We start from the raw sequence: 22,661 nt of genomic DNA, 5'->3' as shown, positions 1-22,661 counted from the left end.
CGGGCTATGCCTAGATCACCTGCCGCGAAAGGACCTGACCCATCGTGACGCTGCTTCGCTCTCTGGCCATCATCGCCTGTCTCGCACTGACCGCCTGCAGCGCGCCGCCGCCGGGGGCCGAGACCGCCTCCACCCGGTCCGAGGTTACCGATCTGGCCCGCGCGATCCGCGCGCTTGGGCCTCATGTCGACCCGCAAGAGGCCGATATGGCGGCGGAAATCGCGATCACCTATCCGCTGGCGCTGCGCGCGCAATATGAGGTGACGGACCCGCCGCTGATCCATAATACCAAGGTGAACATGGGGTTGCGGCCGCGGGGCCTGTGCTGGCATTGGGCCGAGGACCTTGAAAACCGGCTGGCCGCAGAGAATTTCCAGACCCTTGACCTGCACCGCGCGATTGCCAATGCCGACAAGCTGCGCATCGACCATTCCACGGTCATCGTGTCCGCCCAAGGCGCTACGATGGAGCAGGGGATCGTGCTGGATGGTTGGCGCAAGGGTGGCGATCTCTTCTGGTCGCTGGTCCCCGAGGATCGCCGCTATGAATGGGAGCGGCGGGACGTCGTGTTCGCCCGCCGCTAGGCCCGTTGCTCAATCTTCGAGCGCATCCTCGCGCTTGTCTTCGACCAGCTTGCTTTCCTGTGCCTTGCGCTTGAGAAACCTTTCGCCGAAGGCGTCGTTTTCCTCGGCGCCGATGACTTCGCGGGCACGGCCGAAGACTTCGTTTTCCTCTTCTTCCATGTGATGCTCGTAATCATGTTTGAGCGTCTTGAAGCGGGTCAGCCAACCCGGAGAGGACATGTCCATCTCTTCGAGTTCTTCCATGATTTCATCCATTTCCGCATGTTCGTGCACGGAATGGCGGGCAGCGTCCTGGCCCCAGGTCTGCTGCATCAGCTTGGAATAGAAGGTCTCTTCTTCGGCGGCGGAATGGCTTTTGACGTCGTGGAAAAACTCCGACCAGGCCTTGCGGCGGGTGTCGCTGTCGCCTTCAGTATCGGCGATGGTGTTCAGCAATTCGCGGTGGCGTTCGTGATCTTTCTGGATGGCATCGTAGATGGAGGGCATCTGGCTTTCCTTCATGTCTGGTCGTCATGGCTCAACTCTGCGTGAAGGGGCGCGGTTCCCCGCCAATGGGCGAAACTTCCGCTATCTGGTGTGTTCGCAAAGATGATATGATTGGGTTATCGCGGCATATGGAGCGTCCTTTTGTCATTCGATCCAGCACTTGCCGAAAAACGCTTCGGTTGTGGCCTCTCCCCTGTCATTGCACCCCCATCCTCCTTGGCTGAGGTAATGGCTCGTCTTGCTGGCCCCGACAGGGCGGCAGAGGTATGGCCGATCGAGCCTTTTTCGACATTCGAGGTGCGGATTGGCGAATATGCGCGGCTGACCAAAATGGGACGGCGCAACAAGACGACCCCCGAAGCCAAACAGGCGCGGAAAGACCGGCTGAAGCTGCGCCGGGAAACTGCGCGCGAGTGGTTGACCTGGATGGGCCATGCACTGTCGCGTCGTGTGACGACCGAAGATGGATTTCGCGAACGGTTGGTCTTTTTCTGGGCGGATCATTTCACGGCGCAGGGCAAGGGAAGCATTCATCGTTACGCGGTCGGCCCTTATGTCGAAGAGGTCATCCGCCCGCGTCTGACGGGGCGTTTCGTCGACCTGCTGCGCGCGGCGGCAACGGCCCCCCTGATGATCCGGGCACTGGACCAGACGCGAAGCCTCGGGCCGAATTCCCAGCGGGCAAAGAAAGCCAAACGCGGCGGTTTGAACGAGAATCTGGCGCGGGAAATGCTGGAATTGCATACGCTTGGCGTTGGTGCGGATTACGATCAGCGGGACGTCACCGAACTGGCAGAATTGCTGACGGGCATGAGCTACAAGGCCGGGGAAGGGTTCCGTTTCAGGCCTGATTGGTCGGAGCCTGGGGCCGAAACCGTGCTGGGCGTTTCCTATGGCGGGGCAGGCATGGCCAGCATGGCGGATATCGAGGCCGCGCTGGAGGATCTGGCCCGGCACCCCTCCACCGGAGAGCATCTGGCCCGGAAGCTTGCAGTCCATTTCCTGGGCGACGCGCCGGACCCGGGGCTCGTGGCCTCCATGGCGGCGGCGTATCGCGACAGCGATGGCCTGTTGTCCGAGGTGTACAGGGCAATGCTGGATCATCCTGCGGCCTGGACGGGGCCGGGCAATATCAAGCAGCCGGTGGATTTCGTCGGTTCCGGCCTGCGGGCGCTGGATGCGCGGGACCTGCCGCTGCGCCGTCAGAAGATGATGCAACTGATGTTCGTCAAGCCGCTGGCCCTGATGGGGCAGCCGTGGGAACAGCCCGATGGTCCCGATGGCTGGCCCGAGGCGGATGACGACTGGATCACCCCCCAGCGACTGGCGGGGCGGCTGCAATGGGCGCTGAACGTGCCGCCGGTCCTGGCCGATCCGCTGCCCGATCCGCGTGACTTCGTCGAGATGGCCCTGGGCGGTGACGTGCCGGAGCCGCTGCGCTTTGCCGCCAAGGCTGCCGAGAGCCGTGCGGAGGGTATCGCGATCATCCTCGGCTCCCCCGCGTTTCAGAGGATGTGAGGCCGCCATGACCCGTTCCATGACATCCCGCCGATCCTTCCTCGCTCGCTCTCTCGCCCTGGGGTGTTCCGCTGCCGCCAGCCCGTTGCTGGCGCCGCTCAGCCTGGCCGCCGCGCCCTGGGACAACCGCCTGGTCGTCATCATCCTGCGCGGCGGGATGGACGGGCTGGGCGTCGTGCAGCCCTGGGGCGATCCGGATTATGCGAGCCTTCGTGCCGGCATGCCCCGGCCCGGTACGAAGGGCGGGCCGCTGGACCTGGATGGTTTCTTTGCCCTGCATTCCGGACTGACCCCGTTGATGGCGCTTTGGAAGGCGGGAGAGCTGGGCTTTGTCAACGCGACCTCGACCCCCTACCGCGACAAGCGCAGCCATTTCGACGGCCAGGACATCCTGGAGGCCGGGGTGCCGGACAGCCAGTCGCCGATCCGCGACGGGTGGCTGAACCGCATGCTTCAGGCCGTGCCGGGGGTTGAGGCGGAAACCGCCTACACGATCGGGCCGTCGGGCATGTTGCTGACCAAGGGCGCGGCGGAGGTGGCGGAGTGGTCGCCGGAATCCGTGCTGGCCATGACCCCGCAGGCCGAACAGCTGATGGCGCACGTGATGCATGACGACCCGCTGTTCCGCGATGTGCTGGCCGAAGCGCTGGACCTTGCCGGCAGCCTTCCGACGGCAGCGTTGATGCGCAAGGGCGGCATGGACGGAGACCCCGAGGAGATGCTGGAGGGCATGGCGGCGCTCAGGCAGTCGGCGCAGGTCTCGAAGGATCATTCCGGCGCGGTGTCTGTGGCCGAATTCGCCGCCGACCGGCTGCGCGGCGATGCGCGGATCGCGGCGTTTTCGCTGAACGGATGGGACACCCATAACCGCCAGAACGCGGCGCTGACCCGCCCGTTGAAGCAGTTGGCGGAGGTGATCCTGGCGCTGCGCGACAATCTTGGCCCGGTCTGGGCCAAGACCGGCGTGATCGCGATGACGGAGTTCGGCCGCACCGCCCGCATCAACGGCACCGATGGTACGGATCACGGCACCGGCGGCACGATGCTGTTCGCCGGTGGCGCGCTGCGTGGCGGGCGGATGCATGGCAAATGGCCCGGCCTGGCGGAAGAGGCGCTGTACAAACGCAGGGACCTGATGCCGACCTCGGACGTGCGCGCCCATGCGGCGGCGGTCATGCAGGGCCTGTTCGGGCTGGACCGTAACGTGCTGGAAACGGCGGTCTTTCCCGGCCTCGACATGGGAACGGGGGCGCGGCTGGTTCTCTGATCGTGACCCTGTCAGGCTCGGTTCGTCTAAGCCCCGGTACGGCTTGGCTTTTCCCGACCTTCCGTCCTAATGTGGCCCGGCAAGGACCGCAGGACGACAGACATGACGACATCCCGCCCGATCGGCCCCGTGATCACGGACTGGACCGAGCCACCGGTGCCGCCCGAAGGGCTGACGCTGACCGGGCGCTACGTCCATCTGGAGCCAATGCGGGCCGAGGCACATGCCGCGCTGATCTTCCGCCAGATCGAGGGCGAGGACTGGCTGTGGGATTACATGCCTGCAGGCCCCTTTGGCAGTGCGGCCCAGTTTCACCGGTATATCCGAGGCACCGAAGAGGTGAAGGACCCGTACTTCCTGGCGATCCGCGAGGGCCAAGGCGGCCCGGCGGTCGGGTTCGCGTCGTTCTGCAATATCAAGCCGGCGACCGGGTCGATCGAGGTCGGCTTCATCCTGATGTCGCCCCGCCTGCAACGCACCCGTGCGGCGACCGAGGCGATGTTCCTGATGATGCAATGGGCGTTCGGAGCCGGATATCGCCGGTACGAATGGAAATGCAACGCGCTGAACATGCCGTCGCGCCGCGCGGCGCAGCGGCTGGGGTTCAGCTATGAAGGCGTGTTCCGGCAGCACATGGTGGTGAAGGGGCGCAACCGCGACACCGCGTGGTTCGCCATGATCGACCGTGACTGGCCAGCCCTGCGCGAAGCCTATGACGTCTGGCTGTCGCCCGCGAATTTCGCCGCTGACGGGACGCAGCGCGAAAGCCTGAGCGATCTGACCGGGCTGGTCCGGGTCGCCTCCGACCCGGAATTGTGAGCGCCGATCAGAGTTTCTGGTCGGTCTGGGCCCAGTCCCAGTAAAGGTCGCGCGCACGGCGGGTGATCGGGCCGATCTGGTACTGGCGATCCTCGAAGGCGGTGACCGGGGTCACCTTGTTCATGTTGCCGGTGAGAAAGACCTCGTCCGCCTGGTCGAAATCGGAAAATCCAAGAACCGTTTCATGCACTTGCACGCCATCGGCGCGCAGGTTTGCGATGTGGCGTGCGCGGGTGATCCCGGCCAGGAAGGTGCCGTTGGGAACGGGGGTGAAGACCTCTCCGTCGCGGACCATGAAGACGTTGGCGGTGGCGGATTCCGCCACGTTGCCAAGCGCATCGGCAACAAGCGCATTGCCGAAGCCGCGGGCGCGAACCTCGAGGATCATGCGGGCATTGTTCGGATAGAGGCAGCCGGCCTTGGCGTTCACCACCGCGTCGGCCAACACCGGACGCCGGAAGGATGTGCGCCCCAGCGTGGTCGCCGCATCCGCGGGCGCCATCGGGATTTCCTCAAGGCTGATGCAGAACCCGGTCTTGCCGGGGGCCGGGTCGACACCCAGCGGCCCCCCTTCGAGCGCCCAGTACATCGGGCGGATATAGACCGCGGCCCCGGCGGGGTAGGCGGACAGCCCTTCGCGGACCAGCTCGACCATCTTTTCGGTCGACACGTTGGGGGTGATCATCAGCGCCTCGGCCGAGCGGTTCACGCGGGCGCAATGTGCCTCCAGGTCGGGCATCAGGCCGTTGACCATCCGCGCCCCGTCGAAAACCGTGGTGCCCAGCCAGGCGCCGTGATCGGCGGCGTTCATCACGGGCAGGTCGCCCTCGTGCCAGGTGCCGTTGAAATAGGTGCGGATATTGGTGCCGGTTGCCATGTCGGGTCCTTCTCTGTCGCGCAAGTTATGGCAGGGCGGAACCGGGAAATGAATACCCCCGGCCGGGCGGCCGGGGGAAAACTTCTCAAAAAGAGACTTGGGGGTAAGGGGATGCGTCAGTCACGCAGGTCGGAGATTAGGTTCGGTTTGAAACGATTCTGCGACAGCGCCTTGACGGTTTGCTGACGCTTCCCCCGATCACACGGCGGGTGCGTCGTCTAGCAGGGCCTGCACGTCGAGCGGTTCGGTCACCATCTTCAAATCGCCATTGGGATCGCGGGGCCATTCGGCCTCGGGCCGGTCCCAGTAAAGCTCTACCCCGTTGCCATCCGGATCGCGGAGGTAGAGCGCCTCGCTTACCCCGTGATCGGAGGCGCCGTCGAGCGGGATCCCGGCCTCGACCAGTCGGCGCAGGGCATCGGCCAGCTGCGCACGGTCGGCATAGAGGAACGCCGTGTGGAACAGCCCCGTATGACCCGGAGGCGGCGGGGTGCCATTGCGGCTTTCCCAGGTGTTCAGGCCGATATGGTGATGATAGCCGCCCGCGGACAGGAAGGCGGCCTGACGGCCGTATTTCTGCGTGACCTCGAAGCCCAGAACGCCGGAATAGAAGGCGATGGCGCGGTCGAGATCGGCGACCTTGAGGTGAACATGGCCAATACGCGTGGCCGGATGAACCGGATTTGTCATGATGTGTATCCTTTCGTTGCCCTTAGGATAAGCGCGCGCCGCCCGGCTGATAACGGGCAGGGACGCAGAATTTCTGTGCGAATTTGTCGGGGAGAGCCGTTGCGAAATCGAGCGCGGCTGCGCCGCGCACGCCATTCAGGGCTGATTTCCGTTGGAAATCAGCCGGGGTGCCTCCGGCGGGAGTATTTGGGCAAGGTGAAGCTGGGGCGCGCGCAACCGACGGGCCGGCGCGCCCCGGGGATCAGCGGATCATGCCGACGATGTCGTAGGTCTTTTGCAGGATCGGGGCCGCGATGGCGCGGGCGCGGTTGGCCCCGTCGCGCAGGATTGCGTCGATCTCGTCCGGGGCCTCCATCAGGCGGGCCATTTCCGCGGAGATCGGGGCGAGCTTGGCCACGGCCAGGTCCGACAGCATCGGCTTGAATTCCGAGAATTGCTTGCCGCCGACATCTGCCAGGACCTGGTCGACGCTCTGATCCGACAGGGCGGCGTAGATGTTGACCAGGTTGCGGGCCTCGGGGCGCTCGGCCAGGCCGTCGGCCTCGGAGGGGAGGGCGTCGGGGTCGGTGCGGGCCTTGCGGATCTTCTGCGAGATCGCGTCGGCGTCATCGGTCATGTTGATCCGCGAGGCGTCGGACGGGTCGGATTTGGACATCTTCTTGGAGCCGTCGCGGAGCGACATGACACGCGTCGCCGCGCCTTCGATCACCGGTTCGGTGACCGGGAAGAAGTCGACGCCGAAATCGTGGTTGAACTTGATCGCGATGTCGCGGGTCAGTTCCACGTGCTGTTTCTGGTCCTCGCCCACGGGGACGTGGGTCGCATGGTAGATCAGGATGTCGGCGGCCATCAGCGACGGGTAGGCAAACAGCCCGAGCGACGCGTTCTGCTGGTTCTTGCCGGCCTTGTCCTTCCACTGGGTCATCCGCTGCATCCAGCCCATCCGGGCGACGCAGTTGAAGATCCAGGCCAATTGCGCGTGTTCGGCAACCTGGCTCTGGTTGAAGAGGATCGATTTCGTCGGGTCCAGCCCGGCGGCAATGTAGCCTGCGGCCAGTTCGCGGGTGTTGCGCGTCAGCGTTGCCGGGTCCTGCCAGACGGTGATCGCGTGCTGGTCGACCATGCAGTAGATCTTTTCGATCCCGTCATATTGCGCGTCATTCTGCATATCCACGAAACGGCGGATGGCGCCCAGGTAATTCCCGAGCGTCAGCCCGCCGGAGGGCTGGATCCCGGAGAAGACGCGGGGCTGAAAGGCGGTCTGGCTTGCGTCGGTCATGCTGGGATCCTCTGTCGCGTGCGGATGGGCGGGTTTTGCCTGTGGGTCACTGGATTTCCGTGCCGCGCTGGCTTACCCATGCCCCCGGCCCCCGTCAAGCATGGTGGGCGGAGCAAGAGGTGCCCGCATGTCCCAGATGCCCCCGCGTGAAAGCGCGATCAACCCGTTGCCACCGTTGATCCTGGCGCTGTTCGCGCTGACCATGGGGATCGAGATCCTGTTCCAGCTGGGCAGCCGCGGGATCGTCGGCGGTCCGCAGGCCATCGGCTGGCGGCAGGCGGCGCTGCTGGATTACGGATTCCAGGGGACCTTCCCGAGCTTCATGATCGAAACCGGGCAGCTGAGGCCGGAATTCCTGATGCGGTTCCTGTCCTACCCCTTCGTGAACGGGTCGTTTTCCCAGGCGATCTTTGCCGGGGTGATGCTGCTGGCGCTCGGCAAGTTCGTGGGCGAGATCATGGCGTCCTTTTCGGTCTTCCTGCTCTATGTGCTCAGCACGATCGGCGGGGCGCTGGCGATGTGGGCCCTGGGGGGCGAGGGGGACTGGCTGTTTGGCGGCTTCCCCCCGGTCTACGGGCTGATCGGTGGCTATACCTACCTGATCTGGGTGCGGCTGGGGCAGATCGGGGCGCAGCAATTGCACGCTTTCCGGCTGATCGCCGTGCTGGCGGCGCTGCAGCTGATCTTCGGGTTGCTCTTCGGGTTTGCGCAGGACTGGCCCGCGGATCTGGGCGGCTTCGTCACCGGGCTGATCGTGGCGCCGGTGCTGGTGCCGGGCGGGTTCCGCGCTCTGCTCGCCCGGTTGCGGCGGCCCGACTGACCGCAGCGAGCAAGGCTCCGGTTCAGAACATCTCGGCCGGAAGGACGGGGACGAAGCGCGCGAAACGGCGGTTGCGGCCCTCTGGATAGGGCAGCACGCGGGACAGGCGCTGCTCCGGTTCCGTATCGGCGGCGGCGCGGGCCGCGCTGGTCCAGGTGTCGGCATTGGCCGGGTCACCGCGGGCGGAGCCCAGCCATTTGCGTGCCAGCCGCAGACGCAGATCGCGGATGGTTTCGGGATCGTGGAACATCAGCGACGCCTCGGTGTCCCAGAGCAGGGAGCGCCCGTTCAGGTTGGCGGAGCCGACGATGCCGATCGCGTCGTCGATCAGGGTCACCTTGGAATGCAGGTAGATGATGCCCGACCCTTCGACCGGCATCGGCGTGCCTTCGGGCGCGGGGCGGGGCTGCACGGGGGACACGACGGCAAGGCGGTCGCCGAACGCCTTGCGCAAATGCGAAAGACAGCGCAATTGCAGCGCCTGCGCGTGACGGGCGTCGGTGCCCTTGGAACGACCGAAGATGATCCGCTCGGGCTCTGTCGGGAGCACAAGGGTCAGCTCGAGATCGGGGATTTCCGCGGCCCGGTTGGCCAGAGCACGGGCCAGGGGCATGTGCCGAAAGAACTGGCTTTCGATATAGACATGGTCGCGTGCCTTCGCGAAGAGGTCCAGATGCGCGGTTTCGTGTTCGCGTACGCGGGTCGCCGGGCCAAAACGGATCGGACCCTTCTGATGGGTTGAGACGGTGCGGAGCAGGCTGGGTGCCTTGACGTCCGTCGTGATCGGGCGCGCGGCGGGGGCCGCTTCGGGCAGGTCGGTGACCTGGGCGCTGAAGATCGTGCCGCATTCGCCACGGGCGCGGTCCCAGCAATCGGCGAAATGGCGGCGGATGTCGCTGGCGACGGGGCCGGACACGGCCATGCTGACATCGTGCCAGGTGTCTTCGGGCCGCTGATCGTGGTTGCTGTCGTCCCAGCGGCGTTCGTCGACATCAATGCCGCCGATGATGGCGCGGGTCTGGTCCACCACGGCGAATTTCTGGTGCAGCGTGACCGGGCGTAGGCGGTAATGGCCCTGGAGGGCCGAGGCCTGCGGACGGGTGAGCATTTCCGGCGGTCGGTTCTCCAATTCTTTCTTCCGGCGGGAAATCGGGCCGTTGAAGACAAGCTGCCACAGCGGGGCCGGAGAGCAATCATGCAGGGCGCAGATGATCTCGGCCTGCGGGCAGTCCCTGAGCCGATGCGCGAACCGGCCGGCCGAAGCCCAGGCGTCGCGATGCAAATCGGCAGTAAAGACCGGGTCGAAATCGGCAAGCAGCAGACGGATCGACACGCCTTTTTCCGCGACGTGGGGCAGTAGGTCGGCCCAGGTGGTCAGGCCAAGGGCCAGGGCGCGGTCGCTGCGAAGTAGGGTTCGGGCGTCGAAGATGCGGAAGGCCAGCAGGACCTCGTCCTTGGCGTCCAGCAGCATCTCTTCGAGGGCGGGGAACATTTCGGAGGCTGTGATGAGCGGACGCAATTCATCCTTGGCGCCAGCTGCGCGAGGAAGAGGCGTGGTCTGATCATACATCGGGTCGGTCCGGGTTGAGGCGCTCACAGGAAGATAACCCGCGACCCCGGATCTGGTTCCGACTTAGCCGCGCCGCATGGCGCCACGTAACTCCGACAGGCGGAAGGCGCCCAGGAGTTCGCTGACGGCGAAGTAGAAGGCAGACCCCCAGAGGATCAGCAGCGCCAGTGCGCCCGCGCGGGACCAGCCAGTCACAAGCGGTCGAAGCACCCATTCGCCGAGCAGAAGCGCACCACCCATCAGCAGGCTGGCCAGGACGATGCGCCAGACGCGGCGTTTCATCCGGTCGTCGAAGGTGACGGCGGCGCCCATCCGGCGCGATCCGCGCCAGAGCAGAACCATCATCACCCAGCCCGCGGCGGTCGTCGCGATTGCGGCAGCCAGGTAGCCGAAGGTGAAGGCCAGACCGATCGCGAGTACCGCGTTGATGACCATGGCGACGACTGCATAGCGAAAGGGGCTTTTCGTATCTTCACGCGCATAGAAGAGCGGTTGAAGCACCTTCTGCAGCACGAAGGCCGGCAGGCCCAGCCCGTAGATCGCCACGGCCAGTGCGGTGGCGTGGGCGTCTTCCTGCGTGAAGCGGCCGCGCTGGAACAGGGCGGAGATCAAGGTTTCCGGGATCACCACCAGCGCCACGGCCGAGGGCACGGTGAGGAACAGAGCGAATTCAGTCGCGCGGTTGAAAGCGTTGCGGCTGCCGGTTTCGTCCTCTGCCTTCAGGCGGCGGGACAGGTCGGGCAGCAGCACGACCCCGATAGCGATGGCCACGACACCAAGCGGCAGTTGATACAGGCGGTCGGCAAGGTTCAGGTACTGGATCGAGCCTTCGAAGAAGCTCGCCACCTGGCGGCCGACAAGCAGGTTCACTTGCACAACGCCCCCGGCCAGGGCGGCGGGTGCGGCGATGATGGCGAGGCGCTTCATCTCGGGTGAGAGTCGGGGCAGGCGCAGACGCAGGGCGAACCCGGCCCGCGCGGCGGCGATCCAGACCAGCGCAAGCTGCGCGATCCCGGCCAGCGGCACGCCCCAGGTCAGCGCGCGCCCGACATCCGCACCGGAGCGTGCGGCCCAGATCATCGCCGTGGCCAGGATGACGTTCAACAAGACGGGCGCCGCCGCGGCGGCGGCAAAGCGGCCGGTGGCGTTCAGCACCCCGGAAAACAGCGCGGCCAGCGATATGAACAGGACATAAGGGAAGGTGACCCGCCCGTAATCCACGGCCAGGTCGAAGCGTTCATCCCCGGCAAAGCCCGATGCCATGGCCAGCACGAGGGCGGGCATGAAGAGGTTCGCCAGAACCGTCAGCACGATCAGGATAGTGGCCAGCAGCGCCAGCGCGCTTTCGGCGAAATCCTTGGCGTCTTCCTCGCCTTCCAGCTTTTTCGAGAAAAGCGGGATGAAGGCCATGTTGAACGCGCCTTCGGCAAAGAAGCGGCGGAACATGTTGGGCAGGGAAAAGGCAACGACGAAGGCCTCTGCCGCCGGGCCCGCGCCCAGGTAGGCGGCAAAGAGGATGTCGCGGACAAAGCCCAGTATCCGGCTGGCCAAGGTCCAGACGCCGACGGTGAGAAAGCCCCGGATCAACCGGATGGGTTTCACGAACGGGCCCTTTCCTGACCGGTTGCGATGGCCGCGCGCAGCTTGGCCTCCAGCGCCTTCTGCTTGGAGTCGCTGAAGAGTTTCAAGCCGAACATGTCCTTGACGTAGAAGGTGTCGACCACCTGTTCGCCGTAGGTCGCGATCACGGCCGAGGAGATCTGGACATGCTGTTCCGCCAGGGTCCGCGTGAGATCATAGAGCAGAGCCGGGCGGTCGCGGGTATCGACCTCGATGATGGTGAAGATCTCGGACCCGTCATTGTCGAAGCTGATGGCCGTGTTGACGCGGAAAGCGCGCTCGCGCTTCTTGATCTTGTCGCGGGATTTCATCGCTTCGCGGGCAACGACTTCGCCCTTGAGGGTCTTGTTGATCATCTGGCGGAGACGGCCAAGGCGCGCCTCCTCGTAGGGGTGGCCATCGGCATCCTGGATCCAGAAAGCCGCGGTCGCGTAGCCGTCCTTGGTCGTGTAGGTGCGCGCATCCACCACGTTCGCCCCGACCAGCGCCAGCGCCCCTGCGAGGCGAGAAAAGATGCCGGGATGATCCACCATGGCAAAGAGCGCACGGGTCGCGTCCCGGTCTTCGTCGGGGTGCAGGTCGATCCGGATTTCGTCGGCGGGCAGGTCCAGCAGCATTTCGGCCAGCACCTGGTGAGACGTGACGTGCAGGCCTTGCCAGTAAGTCGGGTAATGGCGGCGGATCTCGCGGTCGAGATCGGATTTGGACCAGTCAGGCAGCGCCTCCCGCAGGTTGCGCTTGGCCTCCTGGCCACGGAATTCGCGGTTGAGGTCCTCCAGCCCGGTCTCGAGGGCGCGCTTGGTCTGGCGGTAGAGCGCACGCAGCAGCGCCGCCTTCCAGTTGTTCCAGGTGCCGGGGCCGACGCCACGGATGTCGCAGACCGTCAGCACGCAGAGCAGGTCGAGCCTTTCGCGCGTCCGCACCGCCTTGGCAAAGTCGCGCACGGTGCGGGGATCGGCGATATCGCGTTTCTGCGCCATGTCCGACATCAGCAGGTGATAGCGCACCAGCCATTCCACCGTGTCGCATTCCCGCGGCTTCAGGCCCAGGCGCGGTGCCACCTTGCGGGCGATCTGCGCGCCGAGGATCGCGTGATCCTCGTCCCGGCCCTTGCCGATATCGTGCAGCATCAGCGCCACGTAGAGCACCTTGCGGTTCACGCCTTCCTTGAGGATCGTGGAGGCGACGGGAAGTTCTTCCTTCAGGTCGCCATGTTCGATCAGGGCCAGGTGGCGCAGGCATTGAATCGTGTGTTCGTCCACCGTGTAATGGTGGTACATGTTGAACTGCATCATCGCCACGATCGGTTCGAATTCGGGGATGAAGGCGGCCAGCATGCCCAGTTCGTTCATCCGCCGCAGTGCGCGTTCGGGATTGCCGTGGTTCAGCAGGGTCCCCATGAAGATGCGCGCGGCTTCGGGGTCGTTGCGCATGTCGTCGTCGATCAGGTGCAGATGCGCGGTCACCATCCGCATCGCATCCGGGTGGATCAGCATGCCGGTCCGCAGCCCTTCGTCGAACAGCCGCAGCAGGTTCAGCTTGTCCGACAGAAACGCATCCTCGTCGACCACGGCCAGGCGGTTGTTGATTACCTCGTAGAGGTCGCCGACCTTTGGGCGGCGGCGGAAGACGCGGTCAAGAAGCGGTTCGTTCTTCACATGCGCCGCTTCCATCTTGGTCAGGAAGATGCGGGTGACCTCGCCCACTATGGTGGCGTGGCGGAAGTAATCCTGCATGAAATGTTCGACCGAGCGGCGTCCGCCCCGGTCGCGATATCCCATCTGCTCGGCGACCTGGACCTGCATGTCGAAGGTTAGCTGGTCCATGGGGCGGTCGGCGATCAGGTGCAGGTGACAGCGCACGGCCCAGAGGAAGTCATCGGCCTTGCGGAAGCTGGCATATTCCTCCTTCGTGAAGACATCGAGCGCGACGAGCTGCGACGTGTCCGAGACGCCGTGCACGTATTTCGCGATCCAGTAGAGGCCCTGAAGATCGCGTAGCCCGCCCTTGCCCTCTTTCACGTTGGGTTCGACCATGTAGCGCTGGCCGCCCTGTTTGCGGTGGCGGGTCTGACGCTCGGCCAGCTTTGCCTCCACGAAATCCTTTTCGGAACCGCGGAAGAGGTCGGACCAGAGCCGTTTGTTCAGGTCGGTGGCCAAGGCGCGGTTGCCGGTCAGGAACCGATTTTCCAGAAGCGCGGTGCGGATCGTGTAATCCTCGGCACCAAGCTTGAGGCAGTCGCGGATCGTGCGGCTGGAATGGCCGACCTTCATGTGCAGGTCCCACAGGAGGTAGAGCACCAGTTCGATCAGCGCCTCCAGGTCCTTCGAGATCTTGCTGGGCGCGAGGAACAGCAGGTCGACATCGGAATAGGGGGCCATTTCGCCGCGGCCGTAACCGCCCACGCTGCACAGTGCGAAATTGCCCGGCTCGGACCCTTTCGGCATCAGGTGGGTCTGCGCCACATGCAGCGTCGCGCAGATCAGCTGATCGGTCAGCCAGCAATAGGCGCGGGTCGTCGGACGGGCCGATCGCGGCTCGGCCAGGAAGGCCTTGGCGATCGTTTCGCGCCCCTTTTCCTGCGCCTCCTGAAGCAGCGTCACGGCGGCGGCGCGGAAATCCTTGTCCTTCGGATGTGCGGCGCGTGCGGCATCGATATCAGCAAAGAGCGTCGCAGGCTCAAGGATTTCGCTGGCGTCGCAGATCAGGTCATCGGGCAGGGTGAATTCGTCTTTCATGAGGTGGTAATGAGTGTAGCAGGGGGGCTTTGCCAAGGGGTAAATGCAAAAACGGGGACCTGATCCGGCCCCCGTTTTGTGATTTTTTCGTGGTGTGACGGGGCGATCAGAAGCCGAACCCGCCAAAGCCGCGTGGGGCCGCGTCGATCACGACAACCCGCTTGTCGCGCACGGTTGCCACCGCGAGGCCGCGTTCATTCGTGCCGTCGGGGCGCAGGCGGAAGACGCCGTTCACCCCCTGGAAGCCCGAGCTCTGCGTCAGCGCGCTGGCGGTCAGCGCATCGCTGCGGCCCTGCTTGACCAGCGCACCGATGGCGGCGATCCCGTCATAGGCCAGTCCGGCCAGCGGGTGCGGGCCAGAACCGTAGGCGGCCGCGTAGCGGCTTTCGAACTGGGCGTTCAGATTGGGATCGGGCAGGGCGAACCAGCCCCCCTGAAGGCCAGGCAGGTCCAGCGTCTGGGCGGGCACGTCCCAGCGGGTCAGGCCGATATATTGCGTGACGCTCGGGTCGACGCCCTGTTCGGGCAGCAGCTGCGCGAAGAAGGGCAGTGCCGCATCGGTGTTCGAGGCGAGGAAGACGGCGTCGGCACTGCCGCTCTGCACGGCGTTCTTTACCTGCGATGCAGCGGTGATCACGCCCTGCTGCGAATAGGTGTAGGTGACGTTGCCCACGACCGACGCACCGGCGGCGGCGGCGGCCTGGGTGATTGCCTGGCGGCCAAGCGTGCCGGCGGCGTTCTCGGCCGAGACGGTGACGATCCGGCGCTTGCCCTGGCCTGCTGCGAAAGAGGCGAGACGACGCGCCGTGTTCTCGAACGTGTGGCCCAGGACGAAGACGTTGCCCCCTGCGAGCGAGGTGTTGTTGGTGAAGGCCAGCACATTCACGCCGGCCTGACGGGCGGCAAGGCCGGCCGCATTGGCGTTGGCGCCGTAGAGCGGGCCGAGGATCACCTTCGCGCCATCGGCGACCGCCTGGCTGGCCACGGCGCTGGCCTGGGCCTCGTTCCCGGCAGTGTCGTAGACGCGCAGGTCGATCTGGACGCCCGAGAGGTCGGACATGGCCAGACGCGCCGCGTTTTCGAGGCTCGCGGCCACGACAGCGTCACCGCTGCCACCGCTGCGAGGGATCAGCAGGGCGACCGGGACGGCCTGGTTGGTGTTGATCGACGGACCTGTGCCGTTCGATTGGCCAAGCGAAACGGGCTGACACGCGGCCAGCGCAACCGCGGCGATTGCTGCGGCGATTCGGGTTCCGGCCTTGCGGGAACGGCGCAAAAGGGCGAACATGGAAAACTCCTTGGTGGGGGGGACGGTGCAATGTGGATTGTCCGTTCCCGAATAGAACGTTGCGGCGATCATAGCCGCCTTGGGATGAGGATCCAGTTATGAATCCGCCGACCAGCAAACCGGCGCCGGGCCTGACCCTTGTCGCCGTTCCAATCGGTGCGGCCCGGGACATCACGCTGCACGCGATCGACGTGTTGCGGGGGGCCGATGTCCTGGCCGCCGAGGACACCCGGTCGCTGCGCCACCTGATGGAGATCCACGGGATCCCCCTGGGGGACCGTCCGCTGATTTCCTACCATGACCACAATGGCGACCGCGCCCGGCCGCGGCTGCTTCAAGCCATGGCAGAGGGTCAGTCGGTCGCCTATGCGTCCGAGGCCGGAACACCGCTGATTGCCGACCCAGGGTACGACCTAGCCCTCGCCGCGCGCGAGGCCGGTTATGAGGTGACCACGGCGCCAGGCGTCTCGGCGGTGATCACGGCGCTCAGCCTCGCGGGCTTGCCGACCGACCGGTTCCTGTTTGCCGGGTTCCTGCCCAACCAGAGCAAGGCACGGAAGGATGCGCTGCGGGAATTGGCCGGATTGCAGGCGACGCTCGTCTTCTACGAATCGCCCAAGCGTATCGACAAGTTCCTGCGTGATGCGGTCGGCGAACTTGGCGGAGAGCGGAAGGCCGCAATCTGCCGTGAATTGACCAAGAAATTCGAGGAAATCCGCAAGGGGACGCTGGCTGAACTGCTCGACGGATTGGGCGACGCGACCACGAAGGGAGAGATCGTGGTGGTCATCGACCGGGCAGGAGAAAAGGACGTTAGCGAAAAATTCGTGAATGATGCGCTACAAGAGGAATTAAGGGCGGGGCAATCGCTGCGGGATGCAGCGCAGTCCGTGGCGGAGGCCACCGGATGGCCGCGCCGGAAGGTCTATCAACTGGGTCTTGCGCTGCAGCGCGACTAGCGGCACCGGCCCGTCAGGGGCGTATCATGTGGCACTGTCGCGATTGTGAACCTGTCGACCGGGCCAATCCGATTGGGTCGCCGCGGCAATCGCGTGGCCAGGTCGCGCACCATTCAGGACTTGCCGCCGAAGAAACCGTGGAGCGTGAACTTGCTGCTGCCGGTCTCGTCTGCCTTGCGCGGCGCTGGCGCGGGCCGGGCGGCGAAATTGACCTGATCTTCCGCGACGGTGACCGGATCATCTTCGTAGAGGTCAAGACTGCACGCTCTCACGCTGAAGCGGCGGAAAGGATCAGCCGGCGGCAGGCAGATCGCATCGCGGCCTCTGCGCAGTCCTTTCTGGCCTCACAACCGAACGGGTTGATGACAGACATGCGGCTTGACGTGGCATTGGTCGATGGGACCGGGCGGGTCGAACTTCTGAAAAATGCCTTCGCCGGATGGTGGTGACACAGATCGTGGGCCATTGCGCCCGCCGCGGCTTTCGGCCATCACATATGCCAACGCATATATGGGAGCCCGGCCATGAAAGTCGCAATTCAGATGGACCCGATCGAGACGGTCAATATCGAGGCTGACAGCACGTTTCGCATCGCTGAGGAGGCCCAGGCGCGGGGCCACGAGTTGTTCTACTACCTGCCCGAGAACCTGTCCTACCAGGAAGGGCACATCATGGCGCGGGGGCAGTCTCTGACGGTTCGGCGCGAGCAGGGCAACCATGCGACGCTGGGCGAGATGACCATGGTCGACCTGTCCGATTTCGACGTCGTATGGCTGCGCCAGGACCCGCCGTTCGACATGTTCTACATCACCACGACCCATCTACTGGAACGCCTTGCACCGGGCACCCTGGTCGTGAACGATCCGTTCTGGGTCCGGAACTATCCCGAGAAACTGCTGGTTCTGAACTTCCCAGAACTCACGCCGCCGACGGCGATTGCGCGCGACCTGGAGACGATCAAGGCGTTTCGCGCCAAGCACGAGGACATCATCGTCAAGCCGCTTTACGGCAATGGCGGGGCCGGTGTTTTCCGCCTGACACCCGAGGACCGCAACCTTGCCTCCCTGCATGAGATGTTCACCGGGTTCTCCCGCGAACCTCTGATCGTGCAGAAATTCCTGCCTGCCGTGTCGAAGGGCGACAAACGGGTCATTCTGGTCGACGGGGAGCCCGTCGGCGCCATCAACCGCGTACCGGCCGAGGGCGAGACGCGGTCCAACATGCATGTGGGCGGACGCCCCGAAAAGGTCGCCCTGACCGATCGGGATCGCGAGATTTGCGCCGCAATTGGGCCTCTTCTGAAGGAAAAGGGCCAGATTTTTGTCGGGATCGACGTGATCGGCGACTGGCTGACCGAGATCAACGTGACCTCGCCCACCGGTATCCAGGAGCTGGAGCGGTTCGACGGGGTCAATATCACCGCCAAGATCTGGGAAGCGATCGAGGCGCGCCGCGGCTGACGATCAGGCCGCGCGGTCGGCGCGGCTTTCGACGGTCAGGCGATAGGCCAGCGCTTCGGCCAGGTGCGGTTCGCGAACCGTCTCGCTTTGGTCGAGATCGGCAATCGTGCGCGCCACCCGCAGCACCCTGTGATAGCCGCGGGCGGTCAGGCCGTAATGGTCCGCGGCGCGGTGCATCAGGTCGCGGCCCTCGGCATCGGGGGCTGCAATCTCCTCCAGCAACTTCCCTTCGGCATCGGCGTTCAGCCTTGCATGCGGGTGATCGGAAAAGCGTTTCTCCTGAACGCTGCGCGCGGCGGCGACGCGCTCGGCGACGGTGGCGGACGTGTCGCCCGAAGGCGGCAGGTCGAGATCGGTGAAGGCGACGGGCGGCACCTCGATCCGCAGGTCGAGGCGGTCCATCATGGGGCCGGAAATCCGGCTCATGTAATCCAGGCCGCATTGCGGAACGCGCGCGCAGGCGCGGGCCGGGTCGGGCAGATATCCGCATTTGCAGGGATTGGCGGCGGCGACCATCAGGAAGCGGCAGGGATAGCGCATATGCGCATTGGCGCGGGAGACGACGACTTCTCCGGTCTCGATGGGCTGACGCAGCGTTTCCAGGACCGTGCGGGGGAATTCCGGCAATTCGTCCATGAACAGCACACCATTATGCGCCAGGCTGATCTCTCCGGGGCGTGATCCGCGCCCGCCGCCGACAATCGCGGCCATGGAGGCCGTGTGATGCGGTTCGCGGAACGGACGCTGGCGTGAGATGCCTCCGCCGTCGAGAAGCCCCGCCAGGGAATGGATCATCGAGGTTTCCAGCGCCTCGGCGGGTGACAGATCGGGCAGGATCGTGGGCAGACGCGCAGCCAGCATGGATTTGCCCGACCCCGGCGTGCCGGAGAACAGAAGGTGGTGGCGACCGGCGGCCGAGATTTCCAACGCGCGCTTGGCCCGCTCCTGTCCCTTCACGTCGCGGAGGTCGCGGCTGCGGTCGGGGGCGGTGCTTTCGCCCGGTTGGGCCGGGGCTATCGGCGCCTGGCCGGTAAGATGCTGAACCATTTCAGGCAGGGAATTGGCCGCGATCACCTCGGTCCGATCGATCCAGGCTGCTTCGGGGCCGCAGGCGGCGGGACAGAAAAGCGAGCGGTCCTCTTCGGCGGCTGTGACGGCGGCGGGCAGACATCCGAGGATCGGGACTAGGGCGCCGTCGAGAGACAACTCGCCCAGGGCGACGGCGCGTTCCACCGCGTCCTTGGGCAGGATCTCGATGGCCGCCAGAAGGGCCAGCGCAATCGGCAGGTCGAAATGGCTGCCCTCTTTCGGCAGGTCTGCGGGCGAAAGGTTGATCGTGATCCGTTTCGAGGGCAGCGCGACATGCATGGCGGTCAAGGCGGTGCGCACACGATCGCGGGCCTCGCTGACCGCCTTGTCGGGAAGGCCGACGATCGAAAAGGCCGGCAAACCGGCGGTCACGGCGCATTGCACCTCGACCTGGCGGGCTTCGACCCCTTCGAAGGCAACGGTGTAGGCTTTGGTGATCATGGCATATCCCCCGTCAAACAAGGTTAACGGGAGAGGTCTTGCCAGAAGGTTAATGACTTCGGTCAACCAGGGCCATGAAGGCGGGAAAGGCCTCCGGGTCGATCACGGTCTTGTCGCGGCAACCCGGGTTGCAGAAACCGAAGACGCGTCCGTCCAGGTCCAGAAAATCGGTGACGGGTTTGCCGGAATAGGGGCAGAGCGCGTTCTCGGAAGGTCCTTCGGAGACGGGTTTCGCCGACAAAGGCGTCGGACCTGGCCAGGGGGCTGCGGTCAGGTCGGTCGGGAAGGGATCGGGGTCATAGCGCACGGTCAGGCCCTGGGCGCGCCAGCGGCGAAAGGCCGGATCGGCTAGGGTGGTCGCGACATAGGCCTGCGCGGTGGCGTCGACGTCCAGCCCGTAGCCGGCGATCCGTGCAGCGACCGGGGCGTAGAAGGCATCGGCGACGGAGTAATCGCCAAACAGCCATGGCCCGTTCGCGCCGTGACGGTCGCGCGCCAGCGCCCAGAGCGTGCTGATCCGGTCCAGATCGGTACGGACGTCATCGGAAGGCGCGAAATCGGGATACTGGCACACCAGTTGCATGGGACATGCGCTGCGCAAGGCGGTGAAGCTGGCATGCATTTCCGCGCAGAGCCAGCGGGCCAGGGCACGGGCCGCCGGGTCTGCGGGCCACAACCCGGCCTCCGGATGCCGTTCGGTCAGGGATTCGGCCATGGCGAGTGTTTCGCCGACGATAAGGCCGTCGGGGGTCTTCATGCAGGGGACCAGACGGGCGGGCGCAAGCGCGGCCATTTGTTCGGCCATGTTACCGGTGAAGAGCCTAATCATGTGTGTCCGCACCGGCAGGCCGAATTTCTCGAACATCAGCCAGCCGCGCAGCGACCAGGAGGAATAGGTCCGGTCACCGATATAGAGGTCGTAGGTCATCAGTCTCTCCCGCATCGCGTTTCGACTACGCTAGCCGGGGTCTCGCGAGCGGAGAAATGAAGCTTTGTGCCCTGAGGTTTCAGAAGACGTGATTGATCCGGTGGATGTTCCATCCGTCGGCATGGCGATGCAGCGAGGTGACGGACAGGTTGTCGATCTTCTGGCCGAGCGTGTCGTAGGGGCTGGTGCCACGGGCCCGGCCCAGCTGCGTCAGGATCATGCCGAAATGCCCGACCACGACGATATCGGCCTCGGGATGCGCCACGTGGAGGCGGTCCAGCGCGGCCGAAACGCGGGTCGCGACGGCGTTCCAGCTTTCGCCCCCCGGGGCCTCGACGTCACCGGGGGTTTCCCAGAAAGCACGGCTGTGATCGGCGTAATCGGCCGAGACCTCACTGTGGTGCATGCCGTCCCAGACCCCGAAATCAAACTCCCGCAGGTCGGGGTCGTGGGGCAGGCGTTGGCGACCGGCAGAGATCGCATCGGCGGTGGCGACGGCGCGGATCAGGTCGGATGAAACCACCAGCGCGTCCTGCGGCAATCCTTCGTGCAGGCGCGCGATGGCGGCATGGTCGGACAGATCGGCCGGAACGTCACGCCAACCCACAAAGGTTTTTTCATGGGTGGGGCCGTGGCGGACAAGGTGAAAACGGGTCATGGCAAGGTGCCCTTCAGTACGTTCGGCAGCCCCGCGACGACCTGCACGACAAGATCGGCCCGGGCGGCAAGGCGGATATTGGTCCGGCCCTGCCATTCGCGGAACCGTCGGGACATCGCATTTTCGGGAACGATCCCCTGTCCCACTTCGTTGGAGACCAGAGTGACAGGGGCTTTGCAGCCCTCCAACGCGGCCTCAAGCTCCCCCAAGGCCGCATCATGATCCCGGTTGTCCAGCATCAAATTGGTCAGCCATAACGTTACACAATCGATCAAGACGGCGTGATCGGGGTCGGCCTGATCAAGCGCCAAGGCCAGGTCGAAAGGTTCTTCCACGGTGGTCCACCTGGAGCCCCGGGATGCGATATGGGCGGCGATTTTCGCCTCCATTTCGGGGTCGAAAGCCTGTGCAGTGGCTATATATAGCGGATTTTTCTTCTGCTTCAGCACCAGTGCCTCTGCGAAAGACGACTTGCCGGAGGCCGCGCCGCCCAAAACCAGAGAAAGAGAAGCTGCCATTTATTTGCACCATTACGTGAACCAAACCCGCGTCTCGTGCGTATACCCTTATGTAACGACAAAACAAGGTATCGACCCTGCGCACTCGGCCTGAGGTCGGACCGCCATCAACCCGGGGGGGCCAATGGCACTTGATTATCCAAATGACATGTCCCTGTCGCGCCGCGCGATGAAGGCAGAGCTTCTGGACGCGGAGACAGAATTGAAACTCGCCTATGCCTGGCGCGACGACCGCGACGAGGCCGCGTTGCACCGGCTGGTGACCGCCTACATGCGCCTCGCGATTTCCATGGCATCGAAATACCGGCGTTACGGTGCGTCGATGAACGACCTCATCCAGGAGGCGGGGCTGGGCCTGATGAAGGCCGCGGACAAGTTCGACCCTGATCGCGGCGTTCGGTTCTCGACCTATGCGGTGTGGTGGATCAAGGCGTCGATCCAGGATTACGTGATGCGGAACTGGTCGATGGTGCGGACCGGCTCCACCTCTTCCCAGAAATCGCTGTTCTTCAACATGCGCCGCGTCCAGGCGCAGCTGGAACGCGAGGCGATGTCGCGCGGTGAGACTCTGGACAAGCACCAGTTGCATCAGCTGATCGCGACCGAAGTCGGCGTCCCCCTCCGCGATGTGGAAATGATGGATGGGCGTCTGTCTGGTTCGGATTTTTCGTTGAACGCCACGCAATCGGTCGAGGATGAAGGCCGCGAGTGGATCGACACGATCGAAGATGAAGGCGAACAGGCCGCGGATCAGGTCGAAGCGGACCACGATCGTACCCGCCTGCGCATCTGGTTGGCCGACGCGATGTCGTCACTGAACGACCGCGAAACGCTGATCGTGAAGGAGCGGAAACTACGTGACGCGCCGCGGACGCTGGAAAGCCTCGGTCAGGAGCTTGGCCTGTCCAAGGAACGTGTGCGCCAATTGGAAGCCGCGGCCTTCAAGAAGATGCGCAAACATCTGGAAACCAAGGGAACCGAGGCCGAAGCGCTGCTGAACTGATCCGCTGATTGCGCGATTGCACTTTCGTCCCGGATGTCCGCCGGTCCTT

Annotated in this window: 21 protein-coding genes; 9 read left to right on the top strand and 12 right to left on the bottom strand. The window is 64.9% G+C overall.

All coding sequences use genetic code 11. The annotated features are described in order from the left end of the window. Positions 1–44: 44 nt before the first annotated feature. A complete protein-coding gene (locus ATO9_RS14335) occupies positions 45–584 on the top strand; it encodes a hypothetical protein (protein ID WP_043750368.1) in 540 nt (179 codons plus the stop codon). Between the two features lie 9 nt (positions 585–593). Here ATO9_RS14335 and ATO9_RS14330 read toward each other — a convergent pair whose 3' ends face one another. Beyond that, positions 594–1,070, bottom strand: coding sequence for a hemerythrin domain-containing protein (locus ATO9_RS14330; protein ID WP_043750573.1), 477 nt, complete (start codon positions 1,068–1,070; stop codon positions 594–596). Positions 1,071–1,298: 228 nt separating this feature from the next. Here ATO9_RS14330 and ATO9_RS14325 point away from each other — a divergent pair, with 228 nt between their 5' ends. The 3 genes from ATO9_RS14325 (at position 1,299) to ATO9_RS14315 (ending at position 4,674) form a co-directional block, all read left to right on the top strand. Beyond that, entirely contained in the window at positions 1,299–2,588 is a 1,290-nt protein-coding gene (locus tag ATO9_RS14325; protein ID WP_337588279.1) for a DUF1800 domain-containing protein, read from the top strand. Between the two features lie 7 nt (positions 2,589–2,595). After that, positions 2,596–3,855 carry a DUF1501 domain-containing protein gene (locus ATO9_RS14320; RefSeq protein WP_043750363.1) on the top strand — a complete coding sequence of 420 codons (1,260 nt, stop codon included), beginning with the start codon at positions 2,596–2,598 and terminating at the stop codon, positions 3,853–3,855. A gap of 102 nt (positions 3,856–3,957) precedes the next feature. Next, complete coding sequence (locus tag ATO9_RS14315) at positions 3,958–4,674, top strand: GNAT family N-acetyltransferase (RefSeq protein WP_043750358.1); 717 nt, start codon at positions 3,958–3,960, stop codon at positions 4,672–4,674. 7 nt (positions 4,675–4,681) lie between these two features. Here the strand turns inward: ATO9_RS14315 and ATO9_RS14310 are convergent, their stop codons facing one another. The 3 genes from ATO9_RS14310 to trpS all read right to left on the bottom strand — a co-directional run bounded on the left by ATO9_RS14310 (position 4,682) and on the right by trpS (position 7,520). Beyond that, on the bottom strand, positions 4,682–5,551 hold the full coding sequence (locus ATO9_RS14310) for a branched-chain amino acid aminotransferase (RefSeq protein ID WP_043750355.1): 870 nt from the start codon (positions 5,549–5,551) through the stop codon (positions 4,682–4,684). A gap of 198 nt (positions 5,552–5,749) precedes the next feature. Further along, positions 5,750–6,241: a VOC family protein gene (locus ATO9_RS14305; protein ID WP_043750352.1), complete on the bottom strand. Its 492-nt coding sequence runs from the start codon at positions 6,239–6,241 to the stop codon at positions 5,750–5,752. A 241-nt stretch (positions 6,242–6,482) separates the two neighbouring features. Continuing rightward, entirely contained in the window at positions 6,483–7,520 is a 1,038-nt protein-coding gene (trpS, locus tag ATO9_RS14300) for a tryptophan--tRNA ligase (protein ID WP_043750348.1), read from the bottom strand. A 127-nt stretch (positions 7,521–7,647) separates the two neighbouring features. Here trpS and ATO9_RS14295 point away from each other — a divergent pair, with 127 nt between their 5' ends. Continuing rightward, positions 7,648–8,340 (top strand): rhomboid family intramembrane serine protease, encoded by a 693-nt coding sequence (locus ATO9_RS14295; protein ID WP_238318771.1) that lies wholly within the window; start codon positions 7,648–7,650, stop codon positions 8,338–8,340. Positions 8,341–8,362: 22 nt separating this feature from the next. On the opposite strand, the gene ATO9_RS14290 is transcribed toward ATO9_RS14295, so the two are convergent. From ATO9_RS14290 to ATO9_RS14275, 4 genes are all read right to left on the bottom strand, one after another. Beyond that, positions 8,363–9,910, bottom strand: coding sequence for a phospholipase D-like domain-containing protein (locus ATO9_RS14290; protein WP_238318769.1), 1,548 nt, complete (start codon positions 9,908–9,910; stop codon positions 8,363–8,365). Between the two features lie 63 nt (positions 9,911–9,973). Then, positions 9,974–11,512 (bottom strand): murein biosynthesis integral membrane protein MurJ, encoded by a 1,539-nt coding sequence (murJ, locus tag ATO9_RS14285; RefSeq protein WP_043750345.1) that lies wholly within the window; start codon positions 11,510–11,512, stop codon positions 9,974–9,976. Continuing rightward, positions 11,509–14,268, bottom strand: a complete 2,760-nt coding sequence (locus tag ATO9_RS14280; RefSeq protein ID WP_043750342.1) for a [protein-PII] uridylyltransferase — start codon at positions 14,266–14,268, stop codon at positions 11,509–11,511. Before ATO9_RS14280 ends, murJ begins: the two co-directional genes overlap by 4 nt. 106 nt (positions 14,269–14,374) lie before the next feature. Continuing rightward, a complete protein-coding gene (locus ATO9_RS14275) occupies positions 14,375–15,556 on the bottom strand; it encodes a penicillin-binding protein activator (RefSeq protein ID WP_043750339.1) in 1,182 nt (393 codons plus the stop codon). A 98-nt stretch (positions 15,557–15,654) separates the two neighbouring features. Here ATO9_RS14275 and rsmI point away from each other — a divergent pair, with 98 nt between their 5' ends. From rsmI to gshB, 3 genes are all read left to right on the top strand, one after another. Next, positions 15,655–16,515 (top strand): 16S rRNA (cytidine(1402)-2'-O)-methyltransferase, encoded by an 861-nt coding sequence (gene rsmI, locus ATO9_RS14270; protein WP_043750335.1) that lies wholly within the window; start codon positions 15,655–15,657, stop codon positions 16,513–16,515. Between the two features lie 26 nt (positions 16,516–16,541). Beyond that, positions 16,542–16,964 (top strand): YraN family protein, encoded by a 423-nt coding sequence (locus ATO9_RS14265; RefSeq protein ID WP_081979591.1) that lies wholly within the window; start codon positions 16,542–16,544, stop codon positions 16,962–16,964. A gap of 75 nt (positions 16,965–17,039) precedes the next feature. Then, positions 17,040–17,975, top strand: coding sequence for a glutathione synthase (gene gshB, locus ATO9_RS14260; RefSeq protein WP_043750332.1), 936 nt, complete (start codon positions 17,040–17,042; stop codon positions 17,973–17,975). 3 nt (positions 17,976–17,978) lie between these two features. Here gshB and ATO9_RS14255 read toward each other — a convergent pair whose 3' ends face one another. From ATO9_RS14255 to cobU, 4 genes are all read right to left on the bottom strand, one after another. After that, positions 17,979–19,505 (bottom strand): YifB family Mg chelatase-like AAA ATPase, encoded by a 1,527-nt coding sequence (locus tag ATO9_RS14255; RefSeq protein ID WP_043750329.1) that lies wholly within the window; start codon positions 19,503–19,505, stop codon positions 17,979–17,981. A 49-nt stretch (positions 19,506–19,554) separates the two neighbouring features. Next, positions 19,555–20,433, bottom strand: coding sequence for a glutathione S-transferase (locus tag ATO9_RS14250; protein ID WP_043750321.1), 879 nt, complete (start codon positions 20,431–20,433; stop codon positions 19,555–19,557). 79 nt (positions 20,434–20,512) lie between these two features. Next, the gene (locus tag ATO9_RS14245) at positions 20,513–21,091 is read right to left on the bottom strand and encodes a histidine phosphatase family protein (protein WP_043750318.1); all 579 of its coding nucleotides are present in this window, start codon (positions 21,089–21,091) and stop codon (positions 20,513–20,515) included. Continuing rightward, a complete protein-coding gene (gene cobU / locus ATO9_RS14240) occupies positions 21,088–21,609 on the bottom strand; it encodes a bifunctional adenosylcobinamide kinase/adenosylcobinamide-phosphate guanylyltransferase (RefSeq protein ID WP_043750317.1) in 522 nt (173 codons plus the stop codon). Before cobU ends, ATO9_RS14245 begins: the two co-directional genes overlap by 4 nt. A gap of 124 nt (positions 21,610–21,733) precedes the next feature. Here cobU and ATO9_RS14235 point away from each other — a divergent pair, with 124 nt between their 5' ends. Further along, the gene (locus ATO9_RS14235; protein ID WP_043750315.1) at positions 21,734–22,612 is read left to right on the top strand and encodes an RNA polymerase factor sigma-32; all 879 of its coding nucleotides are present in this window, start codon (positions 21,734–21,736) and stop codon (positions 22,610–22,612) included. The last annotated feature ends 49 nt before the right edge of the window (positions 22,613–22,661 follow it).

Source organism: Pseudooceanicola atlanticus (assembly GCF_000768315.1).
GTDB lineage: Bacteria > Pseudomonadota > Alphaproteobacteria > Rhodobacterales > Rhodobacteraceae > Pseudooceanicola > Pseudooceanicola atlanticus.
Note: the sequence above shows the minus strand (reverse complement) of the source record. Positions and strands in the feature narration are given on the sequence as shown.